We start from the raw sequence: 20,597 nt of genomic DNA on the forward strand, positions 1-20,597 counted from the left end.
TGTATGAACGCGCCTGACGTAACGTCTGGTTAGCAGATTTCTGTCATTCTTCGTCCTCGTGTTGCCCGGTACCTCTTCGGAGAGTGCAGGCAGATGATGTGTTTGAGTATTGCGTAATGCCCTGGCAGCGGCTGCCGTTGCTCCGGGGCGACAAATCATCGGTGTTCATCATGCGTGATCCCTATGCCGTGCTCGGCGTGAAGCGGGATGCGGATGCCAGCGAGATCAAATCCGCCTGGCGCGCTCTTGCGAAGAAAATCCACCCGGACCAGAACCGGACCGATCCCAATGCCGCAAAATCCTTTGCGGAAGCGGGAGCGGCCTATGAATTGCTGCGCGACCCGCAGAAGCGCAGCCGCTATGACATGCTCAGCCAATCCGGCAAGCAGGAAGCGACCATCCAGCAGCAGCGCGAGGCCGCACGCGAAGCGGCCGCCAAGCGCAAGGCGGCCGAGGAAAATGCGCGCCGCGTGATGGAAGAGCTGATGAAGGCGGAAGCGGAGAAAGCCCGCAAGGCCCAGGCGGAGGCCGCCGCGAAGGGGCAGGCCCAGCCTGCCCGTTCCGACGTCCCCGGCGCGGAAAGGCCGGCGGGCGAAGCCGCGGCAGCACCGCAGGGCGCCGCCGCCCAGGGACAGGCGCAGGCTGGCGCTTCGCAGGCCCAACCGGACGGAGCGCAGCCCAAGGCCTCCGGCGCGGAAAGCGCCGAGGATGTCATCAACCGGATCTTCGGCTCCCAGCCGAATTTTTCCGAGGGCCAGCCCTCGCGGGAGAGCGACGGCGAAACGCGCAGCGGCGCGCCGAGCGGAAGCGCCGAGGCCGGTGGCAGCAATCCGATCAAGCTGATCGGCGAGTTCATCCGCCGCCTCACGGGACGGGTGCCGCAGGAAAAGGCACCCGACCAGTTCGTGGAAGCGCGCATCACCATCGAGGACCTGCTCAAGGAAAACTTCGTGACCGTTCCGACCCAGGAAGGCCGCGACCTGAAATTCCGGCTGGAGGCCGGCCAGACCGACGGGCAGAGCGTCAGGCTGAAGGGCCAGGGTTTTCGTGTTCCCGGCATGCAGCGGGGCGATGCGGTGGTGACGCTGCGGGTCGAACCCACAGCGCTCTTCAGCGTCAGCGGCCACGATATCCGCACGACCCTGCCGATCCCGCTCGAGAATGCTGTTCTCGGCTGTACCGCGCAGGTGGAGACGCCCACCGGCCCGATCGACGTCACCGTGCCGGCCTGGACCGGTTCCGACCAGTCGATCCGGATTGCCGGGCAGGGACTGTTCAACGGACAGGGCGGGCGGGGCGATCTGGTGGTCGAAATCCGCATCATTCTCTGGGACAAGCCCGATGCCAAGGTCACCGACCTGATGCGATCGATGCGGGAAGGCCTCTACCTCTGATCCCGCTGGCAAGGTCACGATTTCAATCCCGGCGGGGCCCTCCTGCCGGGATTTTTCAATCGGGGCTTCGGGCGCAGCCTGTTGCCCGCGGCCGGCCCGCCCCGCGGGGCGCCGGGGCGAAGAGGGCAAAACTGCCCTAAATTTCATGGGATTGTAACAATACATAACACCAGTTGATAGGCCCCTGCCTTGAACGGGCGGACCCACTATGTCATAGGCACACACACTATTATATCAGGGAGCAAAACATGGCTCAGGCATCTGGCCTCATGGCAGGCAAGCGCGGCATCATCATGGGTGTCGCCAACAACCGTTCGATCGCATGGGGGATTGCCAAGGCTTGCGCGGATGCCGGCGCCGAAATCGCACTGACCTGGCAGGGCGATGCGCTGAAGAAGCGCGTGGAACCGCTGGCAGCCGAACTCAACGCCGTCATGGCCGGCCACTGCGACGTGACCGACCCCGCAACCATCGACGCCGTCTTCGCCGGACTCGAACAGAAGTGGGGCAAGATCGATTTCGTCGTGCACGCCATCGCCTTCTCCGACAAGGACGAGCTGACCGGCAAATATCTCGACACGACGCGCGACAACTTTGCTCGCACCATGGACATTTCCGTCTATTCCTTCACCGCCGTGGCCAAGGCTGCCGAGCGGATCATGAATGACGGCGGCTCGATGATCACGCTGACCTATTACGGCGCCGAGAAAGTCATGCCGCATTATAATGTCATGGGCGTTGCCAAGGCGGCTCTCGAAGCCTCGGTCCGCTATCTGGCGGTCGATCTCGGTGGTCGCGGCATTCGCGTCAATGCGGTTTCGGCCGGCCCGATCAAGACGCTTGCCGCCTCCGGCATCGGCGATTTCCGCTATATCCTCAAGTGGAACGAATATAATGCGCCGCTGAAGCGCACCGTTACCATCGAGGAAGTGGGCAAATCGGCCCTCTACCTGCTTTCCGACCTTTCCACCGCCGTGACCGGCGAAGTGCATCACGTGGACAGCGGCTACCACACCGTCGGCATGAAGGCCGTGGACGCCCCCGACATTTCGGTTGCCAAGGACTGACGACAGCCGTGGACAAGCCCGTGCAAATCTTCATGATCCGCCACGGGCAGACCGACTGGAATGCGGAACTGCGCATGCAGGGCCAGCAGGATATTCCCCTCAATGCGCTCGGTCGCCGACAGGCGACCGGCAATGGCGAGGCGCTGAAGGCGCTGATCGGGGCCGCCACGGAATTCGATTTCGTCGCCAGCCCCCTGTCGCGCACCCGCGAGACCATGGAACGCCTGCGGGCGGCCATGGGTCTCGATCCCCTCGCCTACCGGACGGACGAACGCCTCGTGGAGCTGAATTTCGGCGACTGGGAGGGGCACACGGTTTCCGATCTGGAGCGGCTCTGGCCCGAGCGGCTTGAGGCGCGCCATCGCAACAAATGGGATTTCATCCCTCCGGGACCGGATGCCGAAAGCTATGAAATCCTGTCCTGGCGGGTCGGCTCCTGGCTGAAATCGGTCGCACGGCCGACCGTCTGCGTCAGCCATGGCGGCGTGATGCGCAGCATCCTCAGGCTGGTTGGCGGCTTGACGGGCGATCAGGCCGCGGAGGCTTCCATTCATCAGGACCGCATTCTCGCCGTCGACGTCGCGCGCGCGGAAACCCTCTGGCTCGAACCGGTTCTTCCCGCAGGCTGAACGCACCCGCAGCCCTTCCATGGGACCAGGATCGGCCCGGCCGACCCCAATTTCTTGCCGAATTTCTCGTAGCGGATATGAGTTATCGCTCAATATTACATTAAGAGCCCTCCGCTAGTATCCGGTGCATACAGGGACATAGCGGCGGATGGCACGTGACGCTCTACAATCATCTGGTGCGCCTGGGGGGCGCGCTCGCCAAGAATACCCGCTCGACGGTGATTGCCGCCGCGGTGGTGGGCAGCGTCGTGACGATTCTTGGCTATCTCGTGGATTATCAGAACGCGACGTTCTACGAACGCGAGCTGCATACGCGCGTCGATGCACGCGCGCAGCTGATCAAGACCCGCGTGGAAGCGCAGATCCGTACCTATCTGTCCACCATCGGTAATTTTGCCGGCCAGCTCTCCCTGCGTCCCGATCAGGCGGACTTCATCATCGAAGCGCAATTGCGCCGCCTTTTGCTGGATGATCCCACGCTGCTGGCGGTCTCGGTGGCGCCCAATTTCAAGACGAAGCTGATTGCCCCCTGGGGAAGCACGGACATGGCCAAGGGCAGCGATCTGCGCAAGCTTTACGACTTTCCGTGGAACGACCATGACGACAGGTCCCGCCAGCCCCAGTTTCTCGGCCCCGTCGTGACCGACGGCATGCGCGGCGCCTTTGCGGTGGTCTATCCCGTCGTCCTCAACAGCCGGGAAGGCCCGATCGTCTGGGGCGCCGTTCATGCGCTGATCGACGAAAACAGCTTCTACCACAGAACCAACCTGACCCAGGCCGGTGTCGAAGGCCGGGATGTGGACAATGTGCACTTTTCGGTGCGCAATCTTTCCCGCGGCATGCTCGATGCGCCGATCTTTTTCGGGGATCCCGCCGTTGCGGGAGAAAGCCCGGTCAGCCAGCGGCTGATCTTCCCCGGCGGCTTGTGGGAGATCAATGCCGCCCCCTCCGAGGGCTGGAACAAGCGTCCGCAGAATCAGGTTTTCCTGCGCGTCCTGCTCCTGCTGTCCGGTGCGGTCATCCTGCTGCCGATCACCGCGTCCTTCCTGCTGCTCTCCGAGCGAAACCGGTTCATTGCCGTGCTGCAAAGCCGGGAAACGCAGTTGCGCTCCCTGTCGCAGCGGCTGGATCTGGCCCTGGAATCCTCCCATATCGGCGTGTGGGAGCTGACCGATGACGGGCGCTATCTCTATTTCGACGATTCCAGCGCCGGCTTGCACGGCTTCCACCCGACCGAGGCGACCCGGGCCCTGAGCGAGTGGCAATGCACCGTGCATCCGGAAGACCGGGGGCTGTGGAACGAACACTTCGCGCAGGCCATGAGCGGCGGCGGAGAACAGCGCATCCAGTTCCGCATCATTCATCCGGATGGCGATATCAGGCATGTGCGCTCGGCCAGCTCCCATATCGAGGAGGGTGGCCAATCCAGAACCGCGGGCATTTTCTGGGACGTGACCGACGATGTGGAGCGCAACACGACGCTGCGCGAAGCCAAGGAAAACACCGATATCAAGAATGCGGAGCTGGAGCTGGCGCTGGACGAACTGTCCATCCGCGAGCGGGAGCTCGAGGAACTGTCGCGCAAGCTCGACCTGGCGCTCGATTCCTACAATTGCGGCATCTGGGAAGCGTCCCTTCCCGATGGAACGGCGCTTTGGGACGACCGGATGGAACAGCTCTTCAACCGGAAATCCGTCGGCGGGATGGTGAGCGTGGGGCAGTGGAAATCCTGCCTGCTGGAGGAAGACCGGGACGCGTTTCAGGAGGCCTTCGCCTCGCTTTATCCTTTTGACGGGCGGGATTCCATCGTCTGCCGCGTACCGATCGAGGACGGTGGCGAGGACGTTCGTTACGTGCGGCTTGTCGGCCAGATCCACACGGACAAGGACGGCCACATGAATATTGTCGGCATGGCCTTCGACATCACCAAGGACGCCCTGATGACGGCCGCCATCAAGCAGGCCAAGGACGATGCGGATGCCATGAACGCCGAATTGCGGGCCGCCAAGGAACATATCGAGCATACGGCGCTGCACGATCCGCTGACGGGCATTGCCAACCGGCGCCAATTCGACGAGGCGCTCGACGCCTTGTCCCGGCGCAGCCACCAGGAGCGCATCCGTTTCGCCGTGCTGCATCTCGATCTCGACCGGTTCAAGCAGATCAACGACACGCTTGGGCATGCGGCGGGCGATGCCATGCTGATCCATGCTTCGGAAATCCTGAAGCGCGCGATCCATCCGGATGATCTGGTCGCACGCATCGGCGGCGACGAATTCGTGATCCTGATCGAGGAGAGGATTGGCGACCGGGAGCTTTCCGAACTCTCGCAAGCCATCATCGACGAGATGCGCCACCCGATCGAGATCGAAGGCTTCCCGTGCCGTTGCGGCGTTTCCATCGGCATCGCCACCGCCATCGGCCAGAGGATCGACGCGCGCAAGATGCTGATCAATGCGGACGTGGCCCTTTACCGCGCCAAGAACGAGGGGCGAAACTGCTTCCAGTTCTTCACCCAGGACCTGCATGCCGAAATCATCACCAGCAAGCGCACGGCCGACGAAATCCTCGCCGGACTGGAGCGCGGCGAATTCACGGCCTGGTACCAGCCCCAGTTCGACGCCCGCACTTTCCAGCTCGTCGGTGCGGAGGCACTGGTGCGCTGGAACCATCCGAGCCAGGGCGTGCTGACGCCCGACCGGTTCCTGGGGATTGCCGAGGAGCTGAACGTGGTGCACCTGCTGGACCGCATCGTGCTGGAAACGGCGCTGCGCGACAAGTATCGCCTCGCGGCCCGCAATATCCAGCTGCCGCGCCTCTCGGTCAATGTTTCGGCCAAGCGCCTGAAGGACACCTCGCTTCTCGAGACCCTGAAGACCCTGCCGATTCAACCCGGCGAGATTGCCTTCGAACTCGTCGAATCCATCTTCTTCGACGAGGGCGAAGACGTGGTTCAGGAAAACCTCGCCAAGATCAAGGATTTCGGCATCGAGATCGAGATCGACGATTTCGGCACGGGGCATACATCCATCGTCAGCCTGCTGCGCCTCAAGCCGAAACGCCTCAAGATCGACCGGCAGCTGGTGATGCCGCTGACCCATTCGCCGAAGGAACGGGCGCTGGTGCGCTCCATCATCGACATCGCCCGCTCGCTCGGCGTGGAAACCGTGGCCGAAGGGGTGGAGACCATCGAACATGCCGACCTGTTGCTGACGCTCGGCTGCGACATCCTGCAGGGCTATGCCTTCGCGCGTCCCCTCTCCTACGACCGTTTCGCGGAGGCCGTGCAACATGGCGCCTGGGCCTATACGGCCAAAGATCTTCGCCACAACGGAACGGGCGGCTGACAAGAAGCCTCTTGTCGCCCCTGCCCCCCATCCTCTAAGAGAGGCCGTCATCAATGGCGGGCCTCAGCTCTCGTTCGGGCGCGCATCGGCGAAACGGTTTTCCTCATGTCGCATAACAGCTTTGGCCATCTCTTCCGCGTGACCACCTGGGGCGAAAGCCACGGACCCGCCCTCGGCGCGGTCGTGGACGGCTGCCCGCCCGGGCTGCGCTTCACGCTGGCCGACATCCAGGACTACATGGACAAGCGCAAGCCCGGCCAGAACCGCTTCGTCACCCAGCGCCGCGAAGACGACATCGTCAAGGTTCTCTCCGGCGTCATGCCGCAGGAGGACGGCTCCTTCATCGCGACCGGCGCGCCGATCTCGCTCCTGATCGAGAATACCGACCAGCGTTCCAAGGATTATGGCGAGATCGCCCGCCAGTACCGGCCGGGCCATGCCGACTATACCTATGACGTGAAATACGGCATCCGCGACTATCGCGGCGGCGGCCGCTCGTCGGCGCGCGAAACCGCGGCCCGCGTGGCGGCCGGTGCGCTCGCCCGCCTCGTCATTCCGGGCGTCACCATCCGCGGCGCGCTGATCCAGATCGGCACGCACCGGATCAACCGCGACAACTGGGACTGGGCAGAGGTGAACAACAACCCGTTCTTCGCCCCGGACAAGGCAATCGTGCCCGTCTGGGAGGACTATCTGGACGGCATCCGCAAGGCGGGCTCCTCCGTCGGCGCCGTCATCGAGGTGGTGGCCGAAGGCGTCCCCGCCGGCATCGGCGCGCCGCTCTACGGCAAGCTCGACCAGGATATTGCCGGCCTCCTCATGTCGATCAATGCGGTCAAGGGCGTGGAAATCGGCAATGGCTTCGGTGCGGCCGAAATCACCGGCGAGGAAAATGCCGACGAGATGCGGATCGGCCCCGACGGCAAGCCTGTGTTTCTCTCGAACCATGCGGGCGGCATTCTCGGCGGCATTTCCACCGGCATGCCGATCGTCGCGCGCTTCGCGATCAAGCCCACCTCCTCCATCCTGACCGAGCGTCGCTCGATCAATGCGGATGGCGAAGAGGTGAACGTGCGCACCAAGGGCCGCCACGACCCCTGCGTGGGCATCCGCGCCGTGCCCGTCGGCGAAGCCATGATGGCCTGCGCCATCGCCGACCACTACCTCCGCGACCGCGGCCAGACCGGCCGGCTGGATTGAGGGGGCGGATTGCGCATTTTCCGGATTTTTCCTATTATAAGGAAAGAAGGAGAATTCCATGATCCGCGTGACAGCTGCTGAACTGCAGAAACAATTCGGACGCTATCGGGATCTCGCCATTCGCGAGCCGGTTGCCGTAACCCACCATGGTCGGGAAAGCCTCGTCGTGCTTTCTGCGGAGGAATACCGGCGGCTGAAGGCCCTGGACGATGCACCGACTGCCCATTACGCTTGGGAACTGCCGGATGATGTCATCGAGGATTTGAAGAAGGCCAAGCCGCCGGAATTTACCAAGGCGTTCAATCACGAAGTCGATGAATGATGCTGCCGGAACCGCAGCCGGGACTGGTGTTTCGCTACGCTTATCTTTGGCGTGACGAGGCCAGAAGGGGAAAGGAAGAAGCCTCCAAGGACCGGCCCTGCGTGGTCGTTCTGTCGACAAGGCAAAAGCCGGGAAACCTGCGCCTGCTTGTTGCTCCGGTCACCCACAGCCCCCCGGGGCCCGATACGCGGGCTATCGAACTGCCCGTCAAGACCAAGCAACGTCTGGGACTCGATGATAGTCCCTCATGGATCATCACCACGGAGTTGAATTCCTTTTCGTGGGTCGGTCCGGATTTTCGCTTTATCGACACAGCCGGCAACAAGCGTGACTGGGCCTATGGCTATCTTCCCGAGGCGCTGACCAAGAAGCTCATCGAACAGATTGTCCTCAACCGGCAGGAAAACATGATCTCCATGGTGAGCCGAACCGAATAGATCACCCCCGCCACCCCTCCAGATAATTTACCCGTTCCACGCCGGTGAAGCGCGCGAGCCGGTTCAGTTCCGCATCAAGCTTTTCCAGCCGGCCGGCTGAGGGCTTTATGCCGGGTTCGAGCCAGAGGCGCTTCACATCCAGGGTGCCGCCCTTGCGTTCGGCCTTCATGTCGATGCGGCCGATGAGCCGGTCGCCCTCGATCAGCGGGAAGACGTAATAGCCGTATTCGCGCTTGGCCTCGGGCACGAAGATTTCGATCCGGTAGCGGAAACCGAAGAGGCGTTCGCAGCGGTTGCGATCCCTGATCAGCGGATCGAAGGGCGAGAGCACCCGCACCCGTGCGGGCGGTTCCACGCAGGTGTCGATCGCGGCCACGAAACCGGGCAAGGCATGGGAAAGGCGGCTCTTGCCATCCACGGTGCCCACCTCCACCTCCTCCAGCCGGTCGCGGTTTTCCGCCACCCAGACCTTCGCCTCCTCCGGCGAAACAATATCGTAGAAGGCGGCAATCTCGCCCGATGTGGCAAAGCCCAGCCGTTCGAGCGCGCTTTTGCAGGCCCAATCGATGAACTCTGCCTCACTGACCTCCGCTTCATGATGGGCGGCGGGGATGACGCGCTCGGTCAGGTCATAGACCTTCTGGAAGCCTTCGCGCCCGGCAATGGCAAGCTTGCCCGTGTGCCACAGGAATTCCAGCGCGGTCTTGGAAGGATGCCAATCCCACCAGCCGGTGGATTTCTGCGGCGTCTCCTTCATCTCGCGGGCCATGACCGGGCCGTTGTCGCGGATCCGGGCGAGCACGTCTTCCGTGACTCCGTGAAAACCGTCGCCCTGCCATCGGGTCCAGCGTTCGCGCATGACGGGTTCGCGGCGGCGGAAGCGGTGTTTCCAGTAGGGAAAGAAGGCGGAGGGTATGACGGACGCATCATGGGTCCAGTGCTCGAACAGCGACCGCTCCGTTTCGAGCAGGTGGGCGAGATCCTCCCGCCGATAGGTCTGGTTGCGGGAAAACAGGATCTGGTGATGGGCGCGTTCGACCGTCTGGACGCTGTCCACCTGCACGAAGCCGAGGCCGTGGATGAGATCGAGCAGCCCCTGTCGCCCGAGCGCCCGGCCGGGCGGTGCGGAAAGGCCCTGTGCCTGGAGAAACAGGCGGCGGGCAAGGGTATTGGAAATCGCAGTGGCCATGGAATCAATCCGAACATTCAGGGAACAAATTTCATAACACGGGTTTTTGCCGCGGCTGTCCACCCGGAAAAACCGCGAGGGAGGCCCTTTTGCTGGACGTTTGCGCCCGCCCTCCCTATCTCTGGGGCCAAGAGCCAGGAGCCCGCATGACCACCCATTATTACGAGAACCCGGTATTTCTTCGCCACCTCACCCCGCCCGGTCACCCCGAACGGGCCGACCGGCTGCGTTCGCTGAATATCGCGCTGGAGCACGAGAATTTCCGGGACCTCACCCGGGTGCAGGCGCCCGTGGGCAATGAGGATGCGGTGCTGCTGGCCCATCCGGAAAGCCATCTCTTCTCCGTCATGCGCGCCATGCCCGAGGAGGGCATGAGCCAGCTGGAGGCCGATACCTATGCGGGGCCGGAAAGCCTCACCTCCGCCCTGACGGCCATCGGCGGGGCGCTTGCCGCCGTCGACGACGTGTTTGCCGGGCGGGCCGACAATGCCTTCGTGGCCGGGCGGCCGCCGGGCCATCACGCGGAGCGGACCAAGGCCATGGGCTTCTGCTTCTTCAACACGGTGGCGATTGCCGCCCGCCATGCGCAGAAGGCGCACGGGGCGGAGCGGGTCGCCATCGTCGACTGGGACGTGCATCACGGCAACGGCACGCAGGATATTTTCTGGGACGACCCTTCCGTGCTCTTTGCCTCCACCCACCAGATGCCGCTTTACCCCGGCACCGGGGCGAAGACGGAGACGGGCGCGGCGGGCACCATCGTCAATGCGCCGCTCAACCCGCATGACGGCAGCGACCATTTCCGCGCCGCCTTCAAGGAGCGCGTGCTGCCGGCGGTGGAGGCCTTTGCGCCGGACCTCATCCTGATTTCGGCGGGCTTCGATGCCCATTACCGGGACCCGCTCGGCCAGATCAACCTCGTCGGCGAGGATTTCGACTGGGCGACGGGCAAGCTTCTCGATCTCGCCGGGAAAAGCGCGAAGGGCCGGGTCGTCAGCCTGCTGGAAGGCGGCTATGATCTCGAGGGTCTCGCCGAGTCGGCGGGGCTGCACATCCTGCGTCTGATGAAGGGTTGAGAAGAGTATCATGAGCAGCGACGCCACCCAGGCCGATGTTTCCGGCCACTCCTTCGAAAAGGCCGTCCAGGAGCTTGAAACCATCGTGCAGCGGCTGGAACGCGGCGATGTGGCGCTTGAGGAATCCATCGCCATCTACGAGCGTGGCGAGGCGCTGAAGAAGCATTGCGAAACCCTGCTTTCCGCTGCCGAAGGCCGGATCGAGAAAATCCGACTCGACCGCGCCGGCAAGCCGCAGGGCACGGAGCCGCTGGACGGCTGAATCGCGCGCCAAGGGGCCGGATCGGCGACACTGCGTTCGCTGGCACCCGGCTTTTTGCCCGCCGGACATCCGGGCCATGATGGGCCGTCAACCACGTTGAGGAGGGCGCCGCCCATGAGCTTCTTTCCCGGAACCGATCCCGAAGCGGGCGATGCGGCTGCGGCCGACCTCATCGAACAGCTGATCATTCCCCGCACCAGCGATATCGGCGGCTTCGAGGTGCGCCGGGCGCTGCCGACGGCAAAGCGCCGCCTCGTCGGCCCCTTCATCTTCTTCGACCGCATGGGTCCGGCGCGGTTGCAGGCGGGTGCCGCACTCGACGTGCGCCCGCATCCGCATATCGGGCTTTCCACCGTCACCTATCTGTTCGATGGCGACATCAAGCATCGCGACAGTCTCGGCACGGAACTGGTGATCCGCCCGGGCGATGTGAACCTGATGACGGCCGGCCGGGGCATCGTCCATTCGGAGCGCACGCCGGAAAATCTGCGCGGCGGGCCGCTTTCGCTCTCCGGGCTGCAGACCTGGCTGGCACTTCCTTCCGACCGGGAGGAGATCGACCCCGCCTTTCACCATACAGGCGCGGTGGAGCTGCCGTCCTTCGACGAGGCCGGCGCATCGGGCCGGGTGGTGATCGGCGATTTCCTGGGGCTCAAGGCACCGGTGCCGACCTTCTCCGGCACGCTCTACGTGGATCTGCGGCTGGAACCCGGCACCCGCTTCCCCTTCCCGGCGGGCGAGGAAGAACGGGCCGCCTATATGCTCTCCGGCAGCGTGACGATTGCGGGCGACACCTTCACGGAAAACCAGCTCCTCGTCTTCCGTCCGGGCGACCCGATCACCCTTGCCGCCGGGCCGGAAGGCTGCCACCTCATGCTCTTCGGCGGCGATGCCATGGAAGGCAAGCGCTATATCTGGTGGAACTTCGTCTCCTCCAGCCAGGAGCGCATCGAACAGGCCAAGCACGAATGGAAAACCGGCCGCTTCGACATCGTGCCCGGTGACGAGGAAGAGTTCATTCCGTTGCCGCAGTGAAGATCGGGAGACGCCCGGCCTCGCGAAGACTATAGTCAGCCCCTTCAACTTCCGGATCATTCCCGTGTCTAAATCCCTGGGCAGTGCGCAACATCGAGCGTTGATCTCGCTGCTTATCGAGCAGCGAGAGAAAGCCGGGCTGACACAGGCCGCGCTCGCCGAGAAGCTCGGGGAATACCAGTCCTTCGTGGCGCGACTGGAAAGCGGGCAGCGTCGGGTGGATGTGGTGGAATTCCTGCAGCTCGCCGAGATCCTCGGGTTCGATCCGGGGGATTGCCTCGCACAGATCGGCAGGATCGACCGCGACTGAATCAAATTGAAACATATCCGAATTTACTAACTTGTCTTCATCAACAGAGGGCGTATGATGTTCCCGGCCAGCAATGCGGAGATTTTTCATGGCATATCAGGATGAAAGCCAGATCGTGCTGCGGCTTCCGGCTGACGTGTTGAAGCAGATCGACAGGATCGCGGACTATACGAAGCGCGACAGGTCCACTGTCGTGCTCCAGGTCTTGCAGTCCTACCTGTCAGCGGAGGGTGCCGATTTGCTCGACGAGGCAGAGGGCATTGACGAACTCGATCGCGGAGAAGGCATCGCCCTTGACACGGTTCTCGCCGAAGCCCGGCGCATCGTAGCGGCGGCCGGGAAAAAGCGCGCCTCCTGACCATGCCTCAGGTCCGGCTGTCGCCGCGCGCAACACGGTTTTTCCATCGGCATATTGCAGAGATTGCACAGCATAACCCGCCAGCAGCAGAAAAGCTGATCCGCCGGCTGGCCGAGTTGCAGACATTGCTCGGCATTTTTCCCAACATGACCGAGCGCGGTCTTCGGCAAGGCACGCGGAAGATTTCCATGCCGCCCTTTATCCTGATCGCGCGGCGCGTGGGCGAGTATATCGAAATCGCGTCCATTCGGCACGCACGCCAAGGCGATGCGCTCGCTCCCCGCGAAATGGGCGACCCGGATGTTCCCTAACCTATGCCCGCACACCCACCGGAATGATCTCGGGCATATCGGGCGTGTAGGCCTCTCCGGACCAGTCGCCCATCCATTGTTCCGCCTTGAGGCCGGCTTCCTTGAGCAGGGCTTCGATTTCGGCCTTGTCGGGGAAGGCGATGCGGGAGGCGGCCTTGAGGTGCTTCGTGCCGATGAGGTTCTGGTAATGGGTCTCGTAGGTGACGATGCCGGTTGCGGCGTCCTGCGCTGCCTCGTTCCAGGCGAGGAAGGTGCCGAGTTCGGGATGATCGATCACCCGCTCGCTTTCCTCGCGGTTCCATTCCAGCCACTCCTCGGCCTTCGGATTGCGGCTGTCGAAGATGAAACGGCCCTTGTCGGAGAGATGGGCGGCGATCGTCTTCAGAAGCGCCAGCCGGTCTTCGCGCGTCAGGAAGCACTGGAAGGCGTGGCCGGTGAGCGTGATCAGGTCGAAGCGCTCGTCGAGGCGGAGGGTGCGGGCATCGCCCTCGATGAAGGCCACCCCCTCCCCGCCCGGACGGGTACGTGCAATGGCGAGCATGGCCGCGGCCGGATCGACGCCGACGACGCGGCGGTCGCCGAGATCGGCAATCGCCACGGCCAGCATGCCGGTGCCGCAACCGAGGTCCAGCACGGAGCCCGCCTTTTCCGCCATCAGGAAGCAGGTTTCCGAATCGTGCGCCCATTCGTTTTCCACATCGTAGAAGCTGGCGAGCGCGGGATCGGTGTAGAGCGGATCGTCTTGCATGGTCATTTTCCTCGGGTCAGGCGGGGAGAGGTAACGCAGGCGGCGGCCGCTTCCTACCCCATGCGGCAAATTTCCCGGCCAAATCGAAGAAAAAGGCGCTGTTTGGCAGACCGGCCCTTTGTTTTTACGCTATAGTCGGTGAAGGTTCTTGAATTCGCCCGCTTTTGCCGCGACCTAAATTGCAGTAAAGCCGGGCGCGAATGCTTGCATGATTGGCGTGCCGCCCGCGCGCCAGACCAAGAATGAGGCCAAAGCCCGTGACCACACGCCCCGAAACGCCGCTGCTCGACAAGGTGAATGTCCCGTCCGATCTCAAGGGGATCGAGGACCGGGACCTGCCGCAGCTCGCGCGCGAATTGCGCGACGAGATGATCAGCGCTGTTTCCGTGACCGGCGGGCATCTCGGCGCGGGCCTCGGCGTGGTGGAACTGACGATTGCCATCCACAAGGTGTTCAACACGCCTGACGACCGGCTGATCTTCGATGTCGGCCACCAGTGCTATCCGCACAAGATCCTCACCGGCCGGCGCGAGCGCATCCGCACGCTCCGGCAGGAGGGCGGCCTTTCCGGCTTCACCCGCCGGGCAGAGAGCGAATACGACCCCTTCGGTGCGGCCCATTCCTCCACCTCCATTTCCGCCGGGCTCGGCATGGCCGTTGCCGCCGATCTCGACGGGCGCGACCGCAAGGTGATTGCCGTCATCGGCGATGGCGCCATGTCGGCCGGCATGGCCTATGAGGCGCTGAACAATGCAGGCGCGCTCGATGCGCGTCTGATCGTCATTCTCAACGACAACGACATGTCGATTGCGCCGCCGACGGGAGCGATGAGCGCCTATCTGGCGCGCCTGGCCTCCGGCCGCACCTATATGGGCATGCGTGATCTCGGCAAGAAGCTGACCGCCTATCTCGGCAAGACGGTGGACCGGGCCATCACCCGTGCCGTGGAACATGCGCGCGGCTATGTTACCGGCGGCACCATGTTCGAGGAAATGGGCTTCTACCATATCGGCCCCATTGACGGGCATTCCTTCGAGCACCTGCTGCCGGTCTTGCGCAATGTGCGTGACAACCAGCGCGGCCCGGTGCTGATCCACGTCGTTACCCAGAAGGGCAAGGGCTATCCGCCGGCGGAAGCGGCGGCGGACAAGTATCACGGCGTCAACAAGTTCGACGTCATTACCGGCGCGCAGGCGAAGGCAAAGCCCAATGCGCCGGCCTATACATCCGTCTTTGCCGATGCGCTCGTGGAAGAGGCACGGCACGACGAGAAGATCGTCGGCATCACCGCCGCCATGCCATCCGGTACAGGGCTCGACAAGCTGGCGGAGTTTTTCCCGAAGCGCTGCTTCGACGTGGGCATTGCCGAACAGCATGCGGTGACCTTTGCGGCCGGTCTCGCGGCGGAAGGCTACAAGCCCTTCTGCGCGCTCTATTCCACCTTCCTGCAGCGCGGCTATGACCAGGTGGTGCATGACGTGGCGATCCAGGGTCTGCCCGTGCGCTTTCCCATCGACCGCGCCGGTTTCGTCGGCGCCGACGGGCCAACCCATGCGGGCTCCTTCGATACCGGTTTCCTCTCTGCCCTCCCCGGCTTCGTGGTGATGGCGGCCGCCGACGAGGCGGAGCTGAAGCATATGGTGCGCACCGCAGCCGCCTATGATCAGGGGCCGATTTCCTTCCGCTACCCGCGCGGCGAAGGCGTGGGCGTGGAATTGCCCGTGCGCGGCGAAATTCTCGAGATCGGCAAGGGCCGGGTGCTCAAGCAGGGCACGAAAGTGGCGCTCCTCTCCTTCGGCACCCGCCTTCAGGACTGTCTGAATGCGGCGGAAGAGCTGGATGCCGCCGGTCTTTCCACCACCGTTGCCGATGCGCGCTTTGCCAAGCCGCTCGATACGGCCCTCATCCGCGATCTCGTCAAGAACCACGAGGTGCTTGTCACCATCGAGGAAGGGGCCGCCGGCGGATTTGCCGCGCAGGTGCTCCAGTATCTCGCAACCGAGGGCCTGCTCGATCAGGGCCTGAAGATCCGGCCGCTGGTGCTGCCCGACAGCTGGATGGAACAGGCCAAGCCCGAAGCCATGTACGAGAAGGCCGGCCTCGACCGCGCCGGCATCGTGCGCACGGTCTTTGAGGCGCTCGGACAGTCTTCGCTGAAGGCGCGCGTTTCCGGGCCGGTTGCCTGACCGGCACGCCACAATTTCCGAATGTTCATCTATTCGGATTTATTGATTGACTCCTGTCGCTTGCCTGCTAGGTTCTGAGGACGGCAGGGTTGGATGCATCGCTGCCATGATACATCAAGCATTTCTCCATGTCTGCCGTAACGGCCGGGAGACCCGGCAATAACCAGAACCCCGGTTGAAAGGCCGTGGCGACGGTTCTTGCTCGGTTTTTCCAAGTCCCGGCTTTTGCGGCGTTCCCATACCTCTGCCACAACGCACCCGATGGACGGGGGGACGGGACGCCGCACTTTTTGTCGCCACCGGCGGGGCAATCCCTTCATCCCGGAGCATGTCCGGGAAAACCGCAAAGCCGGTTTCCCGTCCGTAAATGGGCCAAGACAGAGCGTTAGGGCTGTCCGGCAAAACGATGCTTGCCGGACGCGCTCCCGAGACGCCTTGGATGATCGTCCTCCCGCTCGGAATCGCGCCTTCGGGAGAGGCGTGAAAAACGCTCGCAGAAGACAGCGATCTCAATGCGCCCAGCGCATGCTCACCCGACGGGATCAGGCGCCGGATGGTGATCCTGCCCTTCGCCGCGCGGACGGCAAAGGGCGGATGTCGTCCGGGCTTCAGGTCAGGGCTGCCGCGATGTCTTCCATGGCGCGAATGGTGCCGTGGATGTCTTCCAGCGTGGTGCGCGGATTGATGGTGCACATGCGCAGCACCAGCTTGCCGGACAGGACCGTCGGGGACAGCATGGCGTAGCCGCTCATGATCAGATCCGAGGATATGCGCGCATTGAGCGCGTCCAGCTCCTTCTCCTCCATTCCCGCAACCCGGTAGCGGAAGGTGACGATGCCGAGGCAGGCGGGGGTCACGATCTCCCAGGCGGCGTTTTCTCGCAGGCGGGCTTCGGTCTTTTCCGCCATCGCGATCCCGTTCTCGATGGCCTCGCGGAAAGCCGGAACGCCGAAGGCCTTCAGCGACATCCAGAGCTTCAGCGCCCGGAAGCCGCGGGTCAGCTGCACCCCGTAATCGGAGAAGTTCGGCTGTTCGGCGCTTTCCTCCATGATTTTCAGATATTCCGCCGAAACCCGGAACGTGTCCTTCAGATAGGCCTGGTTGCGCACCAGCGCGCAGCCCATTTCGTAGGGCTGGAACATCCACTTGTGCGGATCGATGGACAGGGAATCGGCCCGGTTCATGCCATCCAGCGCCTGCCGCCCGGTGGGCGACAGGGCCGCGCTGCCGCCATAAGCGCCATCCACATGCATCCACAGGCCTTCCGCCGCACAGAAATCGGCAATTTCGTTCAACGGATCGATGGCGCCGGCATTGGTGGTGCCGGCATTGGCCACCACACAGAAGGGTACCAGGCCCTGCTGCCGGTCGGCGGCGATCTTCTGGCGGAGGGTCTCCATGGGCAGGCGGAAATGGGCGTCGGAGGCGATCTTCCGCAGCTGATACTGCTGGAAGCCGAGGATCTTCAGACCTTTCGCCACGGAGGAATGGGTCTGATCGGAGAAATAGACCGTGGCATTGAGGGGGTTGTTGGCAAGCATTTCATGCCGGGCCACCGCAAGGCAGGTCATGTTGGCCATGGACCCACCCGACACGAAAAGACCACCGGCCGTTTCCGGGAATTCGAACAACTGACGCAGCCATTCGATGACCGTGATCTCGATCTGCGCCGAACCGGACGGGCCGATCCAGGCGCCGCAGAAGATATTGTAAGCGGAGGCCAGCGCATCCGCCATCGCGCCGATGAAGTTGGAAGGTCCCGGGACGAAGGCAAAATTGCGCGGATGGTCCTGATGGGTCATCTGGTCGAGCACGAAGCTGCGCACCTGATCGAGCAACTGGTCGACCGGCACCGCCTCCATCGGCAACGCCTCCGCAAGGCCCGCCTTCAGGGATGGCAGCGTGGAGGGCGTGGTCACGGGCCGCTCCTTGAGGCCGGTGAAGTGATCGATAATCATGCCGCCGACCTTTTCCATGATGCGGCGCATTTCGGCTTCGCTGAACGACAGCGTGGCAGGCCCGGCGAGCGGACCTTCATTCAGAGTGGACATGGTCATTCCTCCCGGCCCTTTCGCACAAGCGGGAAAGGGCGATATTGCGAAAGCCGCAGAGTGGCCACCGCCCGGAGGGAAAGGCAAGATGCACGACGAAATTTTGTTTCACATGTTAACAATATTTGGGTAGTCGACGTCACCTGTCCGGGGCAAACGGCAAGGCCGGCTGGATCGTTATGATCCAACCGGCCTTGCTTCGAAACAGCCGTCCGGCCTTGCTTACGGGGACAAGGCCGGACCAGGGGTACAGCAGGGGTTATATAGGGGGCAGCCCTGCTGTGGCTGGCGCGGCGCTCAGAGCAGGAAATCGCTCGATGAGAGCGCGGCATGCGCTTTGATAAGGACGCTGAAGTCGGCGTTTCCGTCGCCATTCACATCGCCGTAGACGTAAAGGTCGGTTCCCGACTTTACATAGCGAAGTTCACCGGCGGTCTTGGTGAAATTGCTTGTCCCGATGAAGTGGAAGGCATTGTCGCCGGTCAGCACGGTGCTGGCATCAATTCCCCTGAGGTCGATCTTGTCGCCAGCGGTGAAGTCGTAGATCGTATCGCGGCCCGTGCTGGCCACGGTGGAGTCGGACAGGGCGCGGAATATGAAATAATCGTTTCCGGTACCGCCAAACAGGGCATCCGCGCCGACGCCGCCGACCAGCACGTCATTGCCGGCCATGCCGGACAGAACGTCGCTGCCCGCATTGCCGTACAACGCATTGTTGGCGGCATTGCCGGTCAGCCGGTTGGCGAGTTCGTTGCCGAAGCCGGACGTGGCAGCCGTGCCGGCCAGCACGAGATTTTCCACATTTGCGGAGAGCGTGTAGGATACGGTGGAATAGACGGTATCCGTTCCCTGCCCTGCGGTTTCGATGACCCGGTCGCCCACATTGTCGACATAGTAAACATCGTTGCCCAGCCCGCCATACAGGCTATCGGCGCCGATCCCGCCATCCAGCGTATCATTGCCCGCCAGACCGGAGATGATGTCGTTTCCAGCGGCACCGCGCAGCACGTTGTTTGCGGCATTGCCATTCATGACATTGTTCAGTTCGTTGCCGGTGCCGTTGATCGCTGCCGTGCCGGACAGCACGAGATTTTCCAGGTTGGCACCGAGAGCGTAGGAAATGCTGGAATAGACCGTATCCGTTCCCTGTCCGGCATATTCGACGACCCGGTCACCGGTGCTGTCCACACCGTAAGAATCGTTGCCGAGGCCGCCATACATGGAATCGCTGCCGACGCCACCGTCGAGGGTATCGTTGCCGGCAAGGCCCGACAGCACGTCGTTGCCGGAGAGGCCCCGCAGCACGTTGTTGCTGTTGTTGCCCATCATGACGTTGTTCAGCTCGTTGCCGATGCCCGTGGTCGCGCCGATACCGGCGAGCGTGAGATTGTCGGCATAGGCGGCCAGCGTGTAGCTGATGGTCGAATAGACGGTATCGATGCCCTGACCGGCATATTCCACAACCCGGTCACCCGTGTTGTCGACGTAATAGATGTCGTTGCCGAGGCCGCCGATCAGCATATCCGCACCGAGGCCGCCATCCAGCGTGTCATTTCCGGCATAGGTGGTGATTGTATCGGCTCCGCCGCCGCCGTCCACCGCATCGGTGCCGGCATAACCGCGATAGGTGTCGTCACCGTAGTCGAGGTTGATGATCGGGCCGGTATCGATGAGCGTGGTCAGGCCGGTGAAGTCGAAGACATCGGCGAGCGATGTGCCTTTCAGCGAGAAACCCGCCCGGTCCAGACGCTCCACGCCAGCGGCAGCGTCCAGGATCAGGCGGTAACGGACAGTCGTCCCTTCCAGGCGAACGGTATCGATGCCCGCGCCACCCAGGAACGTATCGGAATCATTGTCGTCGATCAGGAAGGTGTCATTCCCGGCGCCACCGTCGAAATAGTCGGAATTGTTGCCTCCGGAAAACACGTCGTCGCCGGCGCCGCCATAGAACTTGTCCGAACCGTTGCCGCCGCGCACATAGTCAGCGCCCGCATAACCGATGAACGTGTCGTTGTTGTCGCCGAGGTCGATATACTTGCCGGCATAGCTGAAGGAGGTCAGGCCGGAGAGGTCGAACTTGTCGGCATAGCCGGTGCCGTTCAACAGGAAGCCGTTCAAATTGATGGATTCCACGCTGACCGGTGCCGTGAGCGTGAGATACTGGACATTGATGTTTGCGCCGAGCTTCAGCGTATCGAAGCCGGTGCCGCCATCATAGGTATCGTACTTGTTGTCCGTTATGACAAAAGTGTCGTTGCCGGCGCCACCATAAAACTTGTCATTGCCTTCGCCGCCATAGAGGGTGTCGTTGCCGTCCCCGCCATACATGGAATCAGCGCCGTCGTCGCCGAGGATCGTGTCGTCACCGCCGCCGCCATAGATGATGTCGTTGCCGGCGCCACCGCGCAGATAGTCATTGCCGAACTCGTTTTCGGGAAATGTGTCTTTGGCATAGCCATAGATGATATCGGAGCTCGATGTTCCTGTGAGGCTGTCGTTGCCGGCAGAGCCGTAAAGGGTTGACATGGTTCAAGGTCTCCTGAATGCGTTACAATATTGTCAGCCCCCAGGATGTCGGGATCTGACAGGTGCGCAGGTTTTCCCTCAGGCGTGCGGCGGGGCAAGCAAGTTCAGGCGAACAGCTGTGTGGAGGCTGCGGCTGAACAGGCTTTTCG

Annotated in this window: 18 protein-coding genes; 14 read left to right on the forward strand and 4 right to left on the reverse strand. The window is 62.9% G+C overall.

Annotation, left to right across the window (positions count from 1 at the left end; genetic code table 11):
- The first annotated feature begins 170 nt into the window (after positions 1–170).
- From ACT54B_RS17905 to ACT54B_RS17935, 7 genes are all read left to right on the forward strand, one after another.
- Positions 171–1,394 (forward strand): DnaJ C-terminal domain-containing protein, encoded by a 1,224-nt coding sequence (locus tag ACT54B_RS17905; RefSeq protein ID WP_476046823.1) that lies wholly within the window; start codon positions 171–173, stop codon positions 1,392–1,394.
- A gap of 248 nt (positions 1,395–1,642) precedes the next feature.
- Positions 1,643–2,461 carry an enoyl-ACP reductase FabI gene (gene fabI, locus ACT54B_RS17910; RefSeq protein ID WP_476046825.1) on the forward strand — a complete coding sequence of 273 codons (819 nt, stop codon included), beginning with the start codon at positions 1,643–1,645 and terminating at the stop codon, positions 2,459–2,461.
- 20 nt (positions 2,462–2,481) lie between these two features.
- Positions 2,482–3,090, forward strand: coding sequence for a histidine phosphatase family protein (locus ACT54B_RS17915; RefSeq protein ID WP_476046903.1), 609 nt, complete (start codon positions 2,482–2,484; stop codon positions 3,088–3,090).
- Positions 3,091–3,245: 155 nt separating this feature from the next.
- Positions 3,246–6,437, forward strand: coding sequence for a sensor domain-containing protein (locus ACT54B_RS17920; protein ID WP_476046827.1), 3,192 nt, complete (start codon positions 3,246–3,248; stop codon positions 6,435–6,437).
- 105 nt (positions 6,438–6,542) lie between these two features.
- The gene (gene aroC, locus ACT54B_RS17925) at positions 6,543–7,637 is read left to right on the forward strand and encodes a chorismate synthase (RefSeq protein ID WP_476046829.1); all 1,095 of its coding nucleotides are present in this window, start codon (positions 6,543–6,545) and stop codon (positions 7,635–7,637) included.
- Between the two features lie 58 nt (positions 7,638–7,695).
- Positions 7,696–7,959, forward strand: a complete 264-nt coding sequence (locus ACT54B_RS17930) for a type II toxin-antitoxin system Phd/YefM family antitoxin (RefSeq protein ID WP_476046831.1) — start codon at positions 7,696–7,698, stop codon at positions 7,957–7,959.
- Positions 7,956–8,396: a hypothetical protein gene (locus ACT54B_RS17935; protein WP_476046833.1), complete on the forward strand. Its 441-nt coding sequence runs from the start codon at positions 7,956–7,958 to the stop codon at positions 8,394–8,396. Before ACT54B_RS17930 ends, ACT54B_RS17935 begins: the two co-directional genes overlap by 4 nt.
- A gap of 1 nt (position 8,397) precedes the next feature.
- On the opposite strand, the gene ACT54B_RS17940 is transcribed toward ACT54B_RS17935, so the two are convergent.
- Entirely contained in the window at positions 8,398–9,585 is a 1,188-nt protein-coding gene (locus ACT54B_RS17940) for a winged helix-turn-helix domain-containing protein (protein WP_476046835.1), read from the reverse strand.
- 146 nt (positions 9,586–9,731) lie between these two features.
- Here ACT54B_RS17940 and ACT54B_RS17945 point away from each other — a divergent pair, with 146 nt between their 5' ends.
- The 6 genes from ACT54B_RS17945 to ACT54B_RS17970 all read left to right on the forward strand — a co-directional run bounded on the left by ACT54B_RS17945 (position 9,732) and on the right by ACT54B_RS17970 (position 12,937).
- Entirely contained in the window at positions 9,732–10,661 is a 930-nt protein-coding gene (locus ACT54B_RS17945; protein ID WP_476046837.1) for a histone deacetylase family protein, read from the forward strand.
- A 10-nt stretch (positions 10,662–10,671) separates the two neighbouring features.
- A complete protein-coding gene (locus tag ACT54B_RS17950; protein ID WP_476046839.1) occupies positions 10,672–10,923 on the forward strand; it encodes an exodeoxyribonuclease VII small subunit in 252 nt (83 codons plus the stop codon).
- Between the two features lie 114 nt (positions 10,924–11,037).
- Complete coding sequence (locus ACT54B_RS17955) at positions 11,038–11,958, forward strand: pirin family protein (protein WP_476046841.1); 921 nt, start codon at positions 11,038–11,040, stop codon at positions 11,956–11,958.
- A gap of 64 nt (positions 11,959–12,022) precedes the next feature.
- Positions 12,023–12,268 (forward strand): helix-turn-helix domain-containing protein, encoded by a 246-nt coding sequence (locus ACT54B_RS17960; protein WP_476046843.1) that lies wholly within the window; start codon positions 12,023–12,025, stop codon positions 12,266–12,268.
- An 88-nt stretch (positions 12,269–12,356) separates the two neighbouring features.
- On the forward strand, positions 12,357–12,626 hold the full coding sequence (locus ACT54B_RS17965; protein ID WP_476046845.1) for a transcriptional regulator: 270 nt from the start codon (positions 12,357–12,359) through the stop codon (positions 12,624–12,626).
- Between the two features lie 2 nt (positions 12,627–12,628).
- Positions 12,629–12,937: a type II toxin-antitoxin system RelE/ParE family toxin gene (locus ACT54B_RS17970; protein WP_476046847.1), complete on the forward strand. Its 309-nt coding sequence runs from the start codon at positions 12,629–12,631 to the stop codon at positions 12,935–12,937.
- A gap of 1 nt (position 12,938) precedes the next feature.
- Here ACT54B_RS17970 and ACT54B_RS17975 read toward each other — a convergent pair whose 3' ends face one another.
- Positions 12,939–13,685 (reverse strand): class I SAM-dependent methyltransferase, encoded by a 747-nt coding sequence (locus ACT54B_RS17975; protein ID WP_476046849.1) that lies wholly within the window; start codon positions 13,683–13,685, stop codon positions 12,939–12,941.
- 257 nt (positions 13,686–13,942) lie between these two features.
- On the opposite strand from ACT54B_RS17975, the gene dxs reads away from it, so the two are divergent.
- Positions 13,943–15,871: a 1-deoxy-D-xylulose-5-phosphate synthase gene (gene dxs / locus ACT54B_RS17980; RefSeq protein WP_476046851.1), complete on the forward strand. Its 1,929-nt coding sequence runs from the start codon at positions 13,943–13,945 to the stop codon at positions 15,869–15,871.
- A 608-nt stretch (positions 15,872–16,479) separates the two neighbouring features.
- Here dxs and ACT54B_RS17985 read toward each other — a convergent pair.
- Both ACT54B_RS17985 and ACT54B_RS17990 read right to left on the reverse strand, forming a co-directional pair.
- Entirely contained in the window at positions 16,480–17,922 is a 1,443-nt protein-coding gene (locus ACT54B_RS17985) for a pyridoxal phosphate-dependent decarboxylase family protein (protein ID WP_476046853.1), read from the reverse strand.
- Between the two features lie 297 nt (positions 17,923–18,219).
- Entirely contained in the window at positions 18,220–20,448 is a 2,229-nt protein-coding gene (locus tag ACT54B_RS17990; RefSeq protein WP_476046855.1) for a calcium-binding protein, read from the reverse strand.
- Positions 20,449–20,597: the final 149 nt, after the last annotated feature.

The sequence above is a fragment of the Gellertiella sp. DMC107 genome, assembly GCF_056313605.1.

Bases quoted from the DNA above. Each gene is read 5' to 3' on its own strand.
- ACT54B_RS17905 (WP_476046823.1), top strand. From the start codon at position 171: ATGCGTGATCCCTATGCCGTGCTCGGCGTGAAGCGGGATGCGGATGCC.
- fabI (WP_476046825.1), top strand. From the start codon at position 1,643: ATGGCTCAGGCATCTGGCCTCATGGCAGGCAAGCGCGGCATCATCATG.
- aroC (WP_476046829.1), top strand. From the start codon at position 6,543: ATGTCGCATAACAGCTTTGGCCATCTCTTCCGCGTGACCACCTGGGGC.
- ACT54B_RS17930 (WP_476046831.1), top strand. From the start codon at position 7,696: ATGATCCGCGTGACAGCTGCTGAACTGCAGAAACAATTCGGACGCTAT.
- ACT54B_RS17935 (WP_476046833.1), top strand. From the start codon at position 7,956: ATGATGCTGCCGGAACCGCAGCCGGGACTGGTGTTTCGCTACGCTTAT.
- ACT54B_RS17940 (WP_476046835.1), bottom strand. From the start codon at position 9,585: ATGGCCACTGCGATTTCCAATACCCTTGCCCGCCGCCTGTTTCTCCAG.
- ACT54B_RS17945 (WP_476046837.1), top strand. From the start codon at position 9,732: ATGACCACCCATTATTACGAGAACCCGGTATTTCTTCGCCACCTCACC.
- ACT54B_RS17950 (WP_476046839.1), top strand. From the start codon at position 10,672: ATGAGCAGCGACGCCACCCAGGCCGATGTTTCCGGCCACTCCTTCGAA.
- ACT54B_RS17955 (WP_476046841.1), top strand. From the start codon at position 11,038: ATGAGCTTCTTTCCCGGAACCGATCCCGAAGCGGGCGATGCGGCTGCG.
- ACT54B_RS17965 (WP_476046845.1), top strand. From the start codon at position 12,357: ATGGCATATCAGGATGAAAGCCAGATCGTGCTGCGGCTTCCGGCTGAC.
- ACT54B_RS17970 (WP_476046847.1), top strand. From the start codon at position 12,629: ATGCCTCAGGTCCGGCTGTCGCCGCGCGCAACACGGTTTTTCCATCGG.
- ACT54B_RS17975 (WP_476046849.1), bottom strand. From the start codon at position 13,685: ATGCAAGACGATCCGCTCTACACCGATCCCGCGCTCGCCAGCTTCTAC.
- ACT54B_RS17985 (WP_476046853.1), bottom strand. From the start codon at position 17,922: ATGTCCACTCTGAATGAAGGTCCGCTCGCCGGGCCTGCCACGCTGTCG.
- ACT54B_RS17990 (WP_476046855.1), bottom strand. From the start codon at position 20,448: ATGTCAACCCTTTACGGCTCTGCCGGCAACGACAGCCTCACAGGAACA.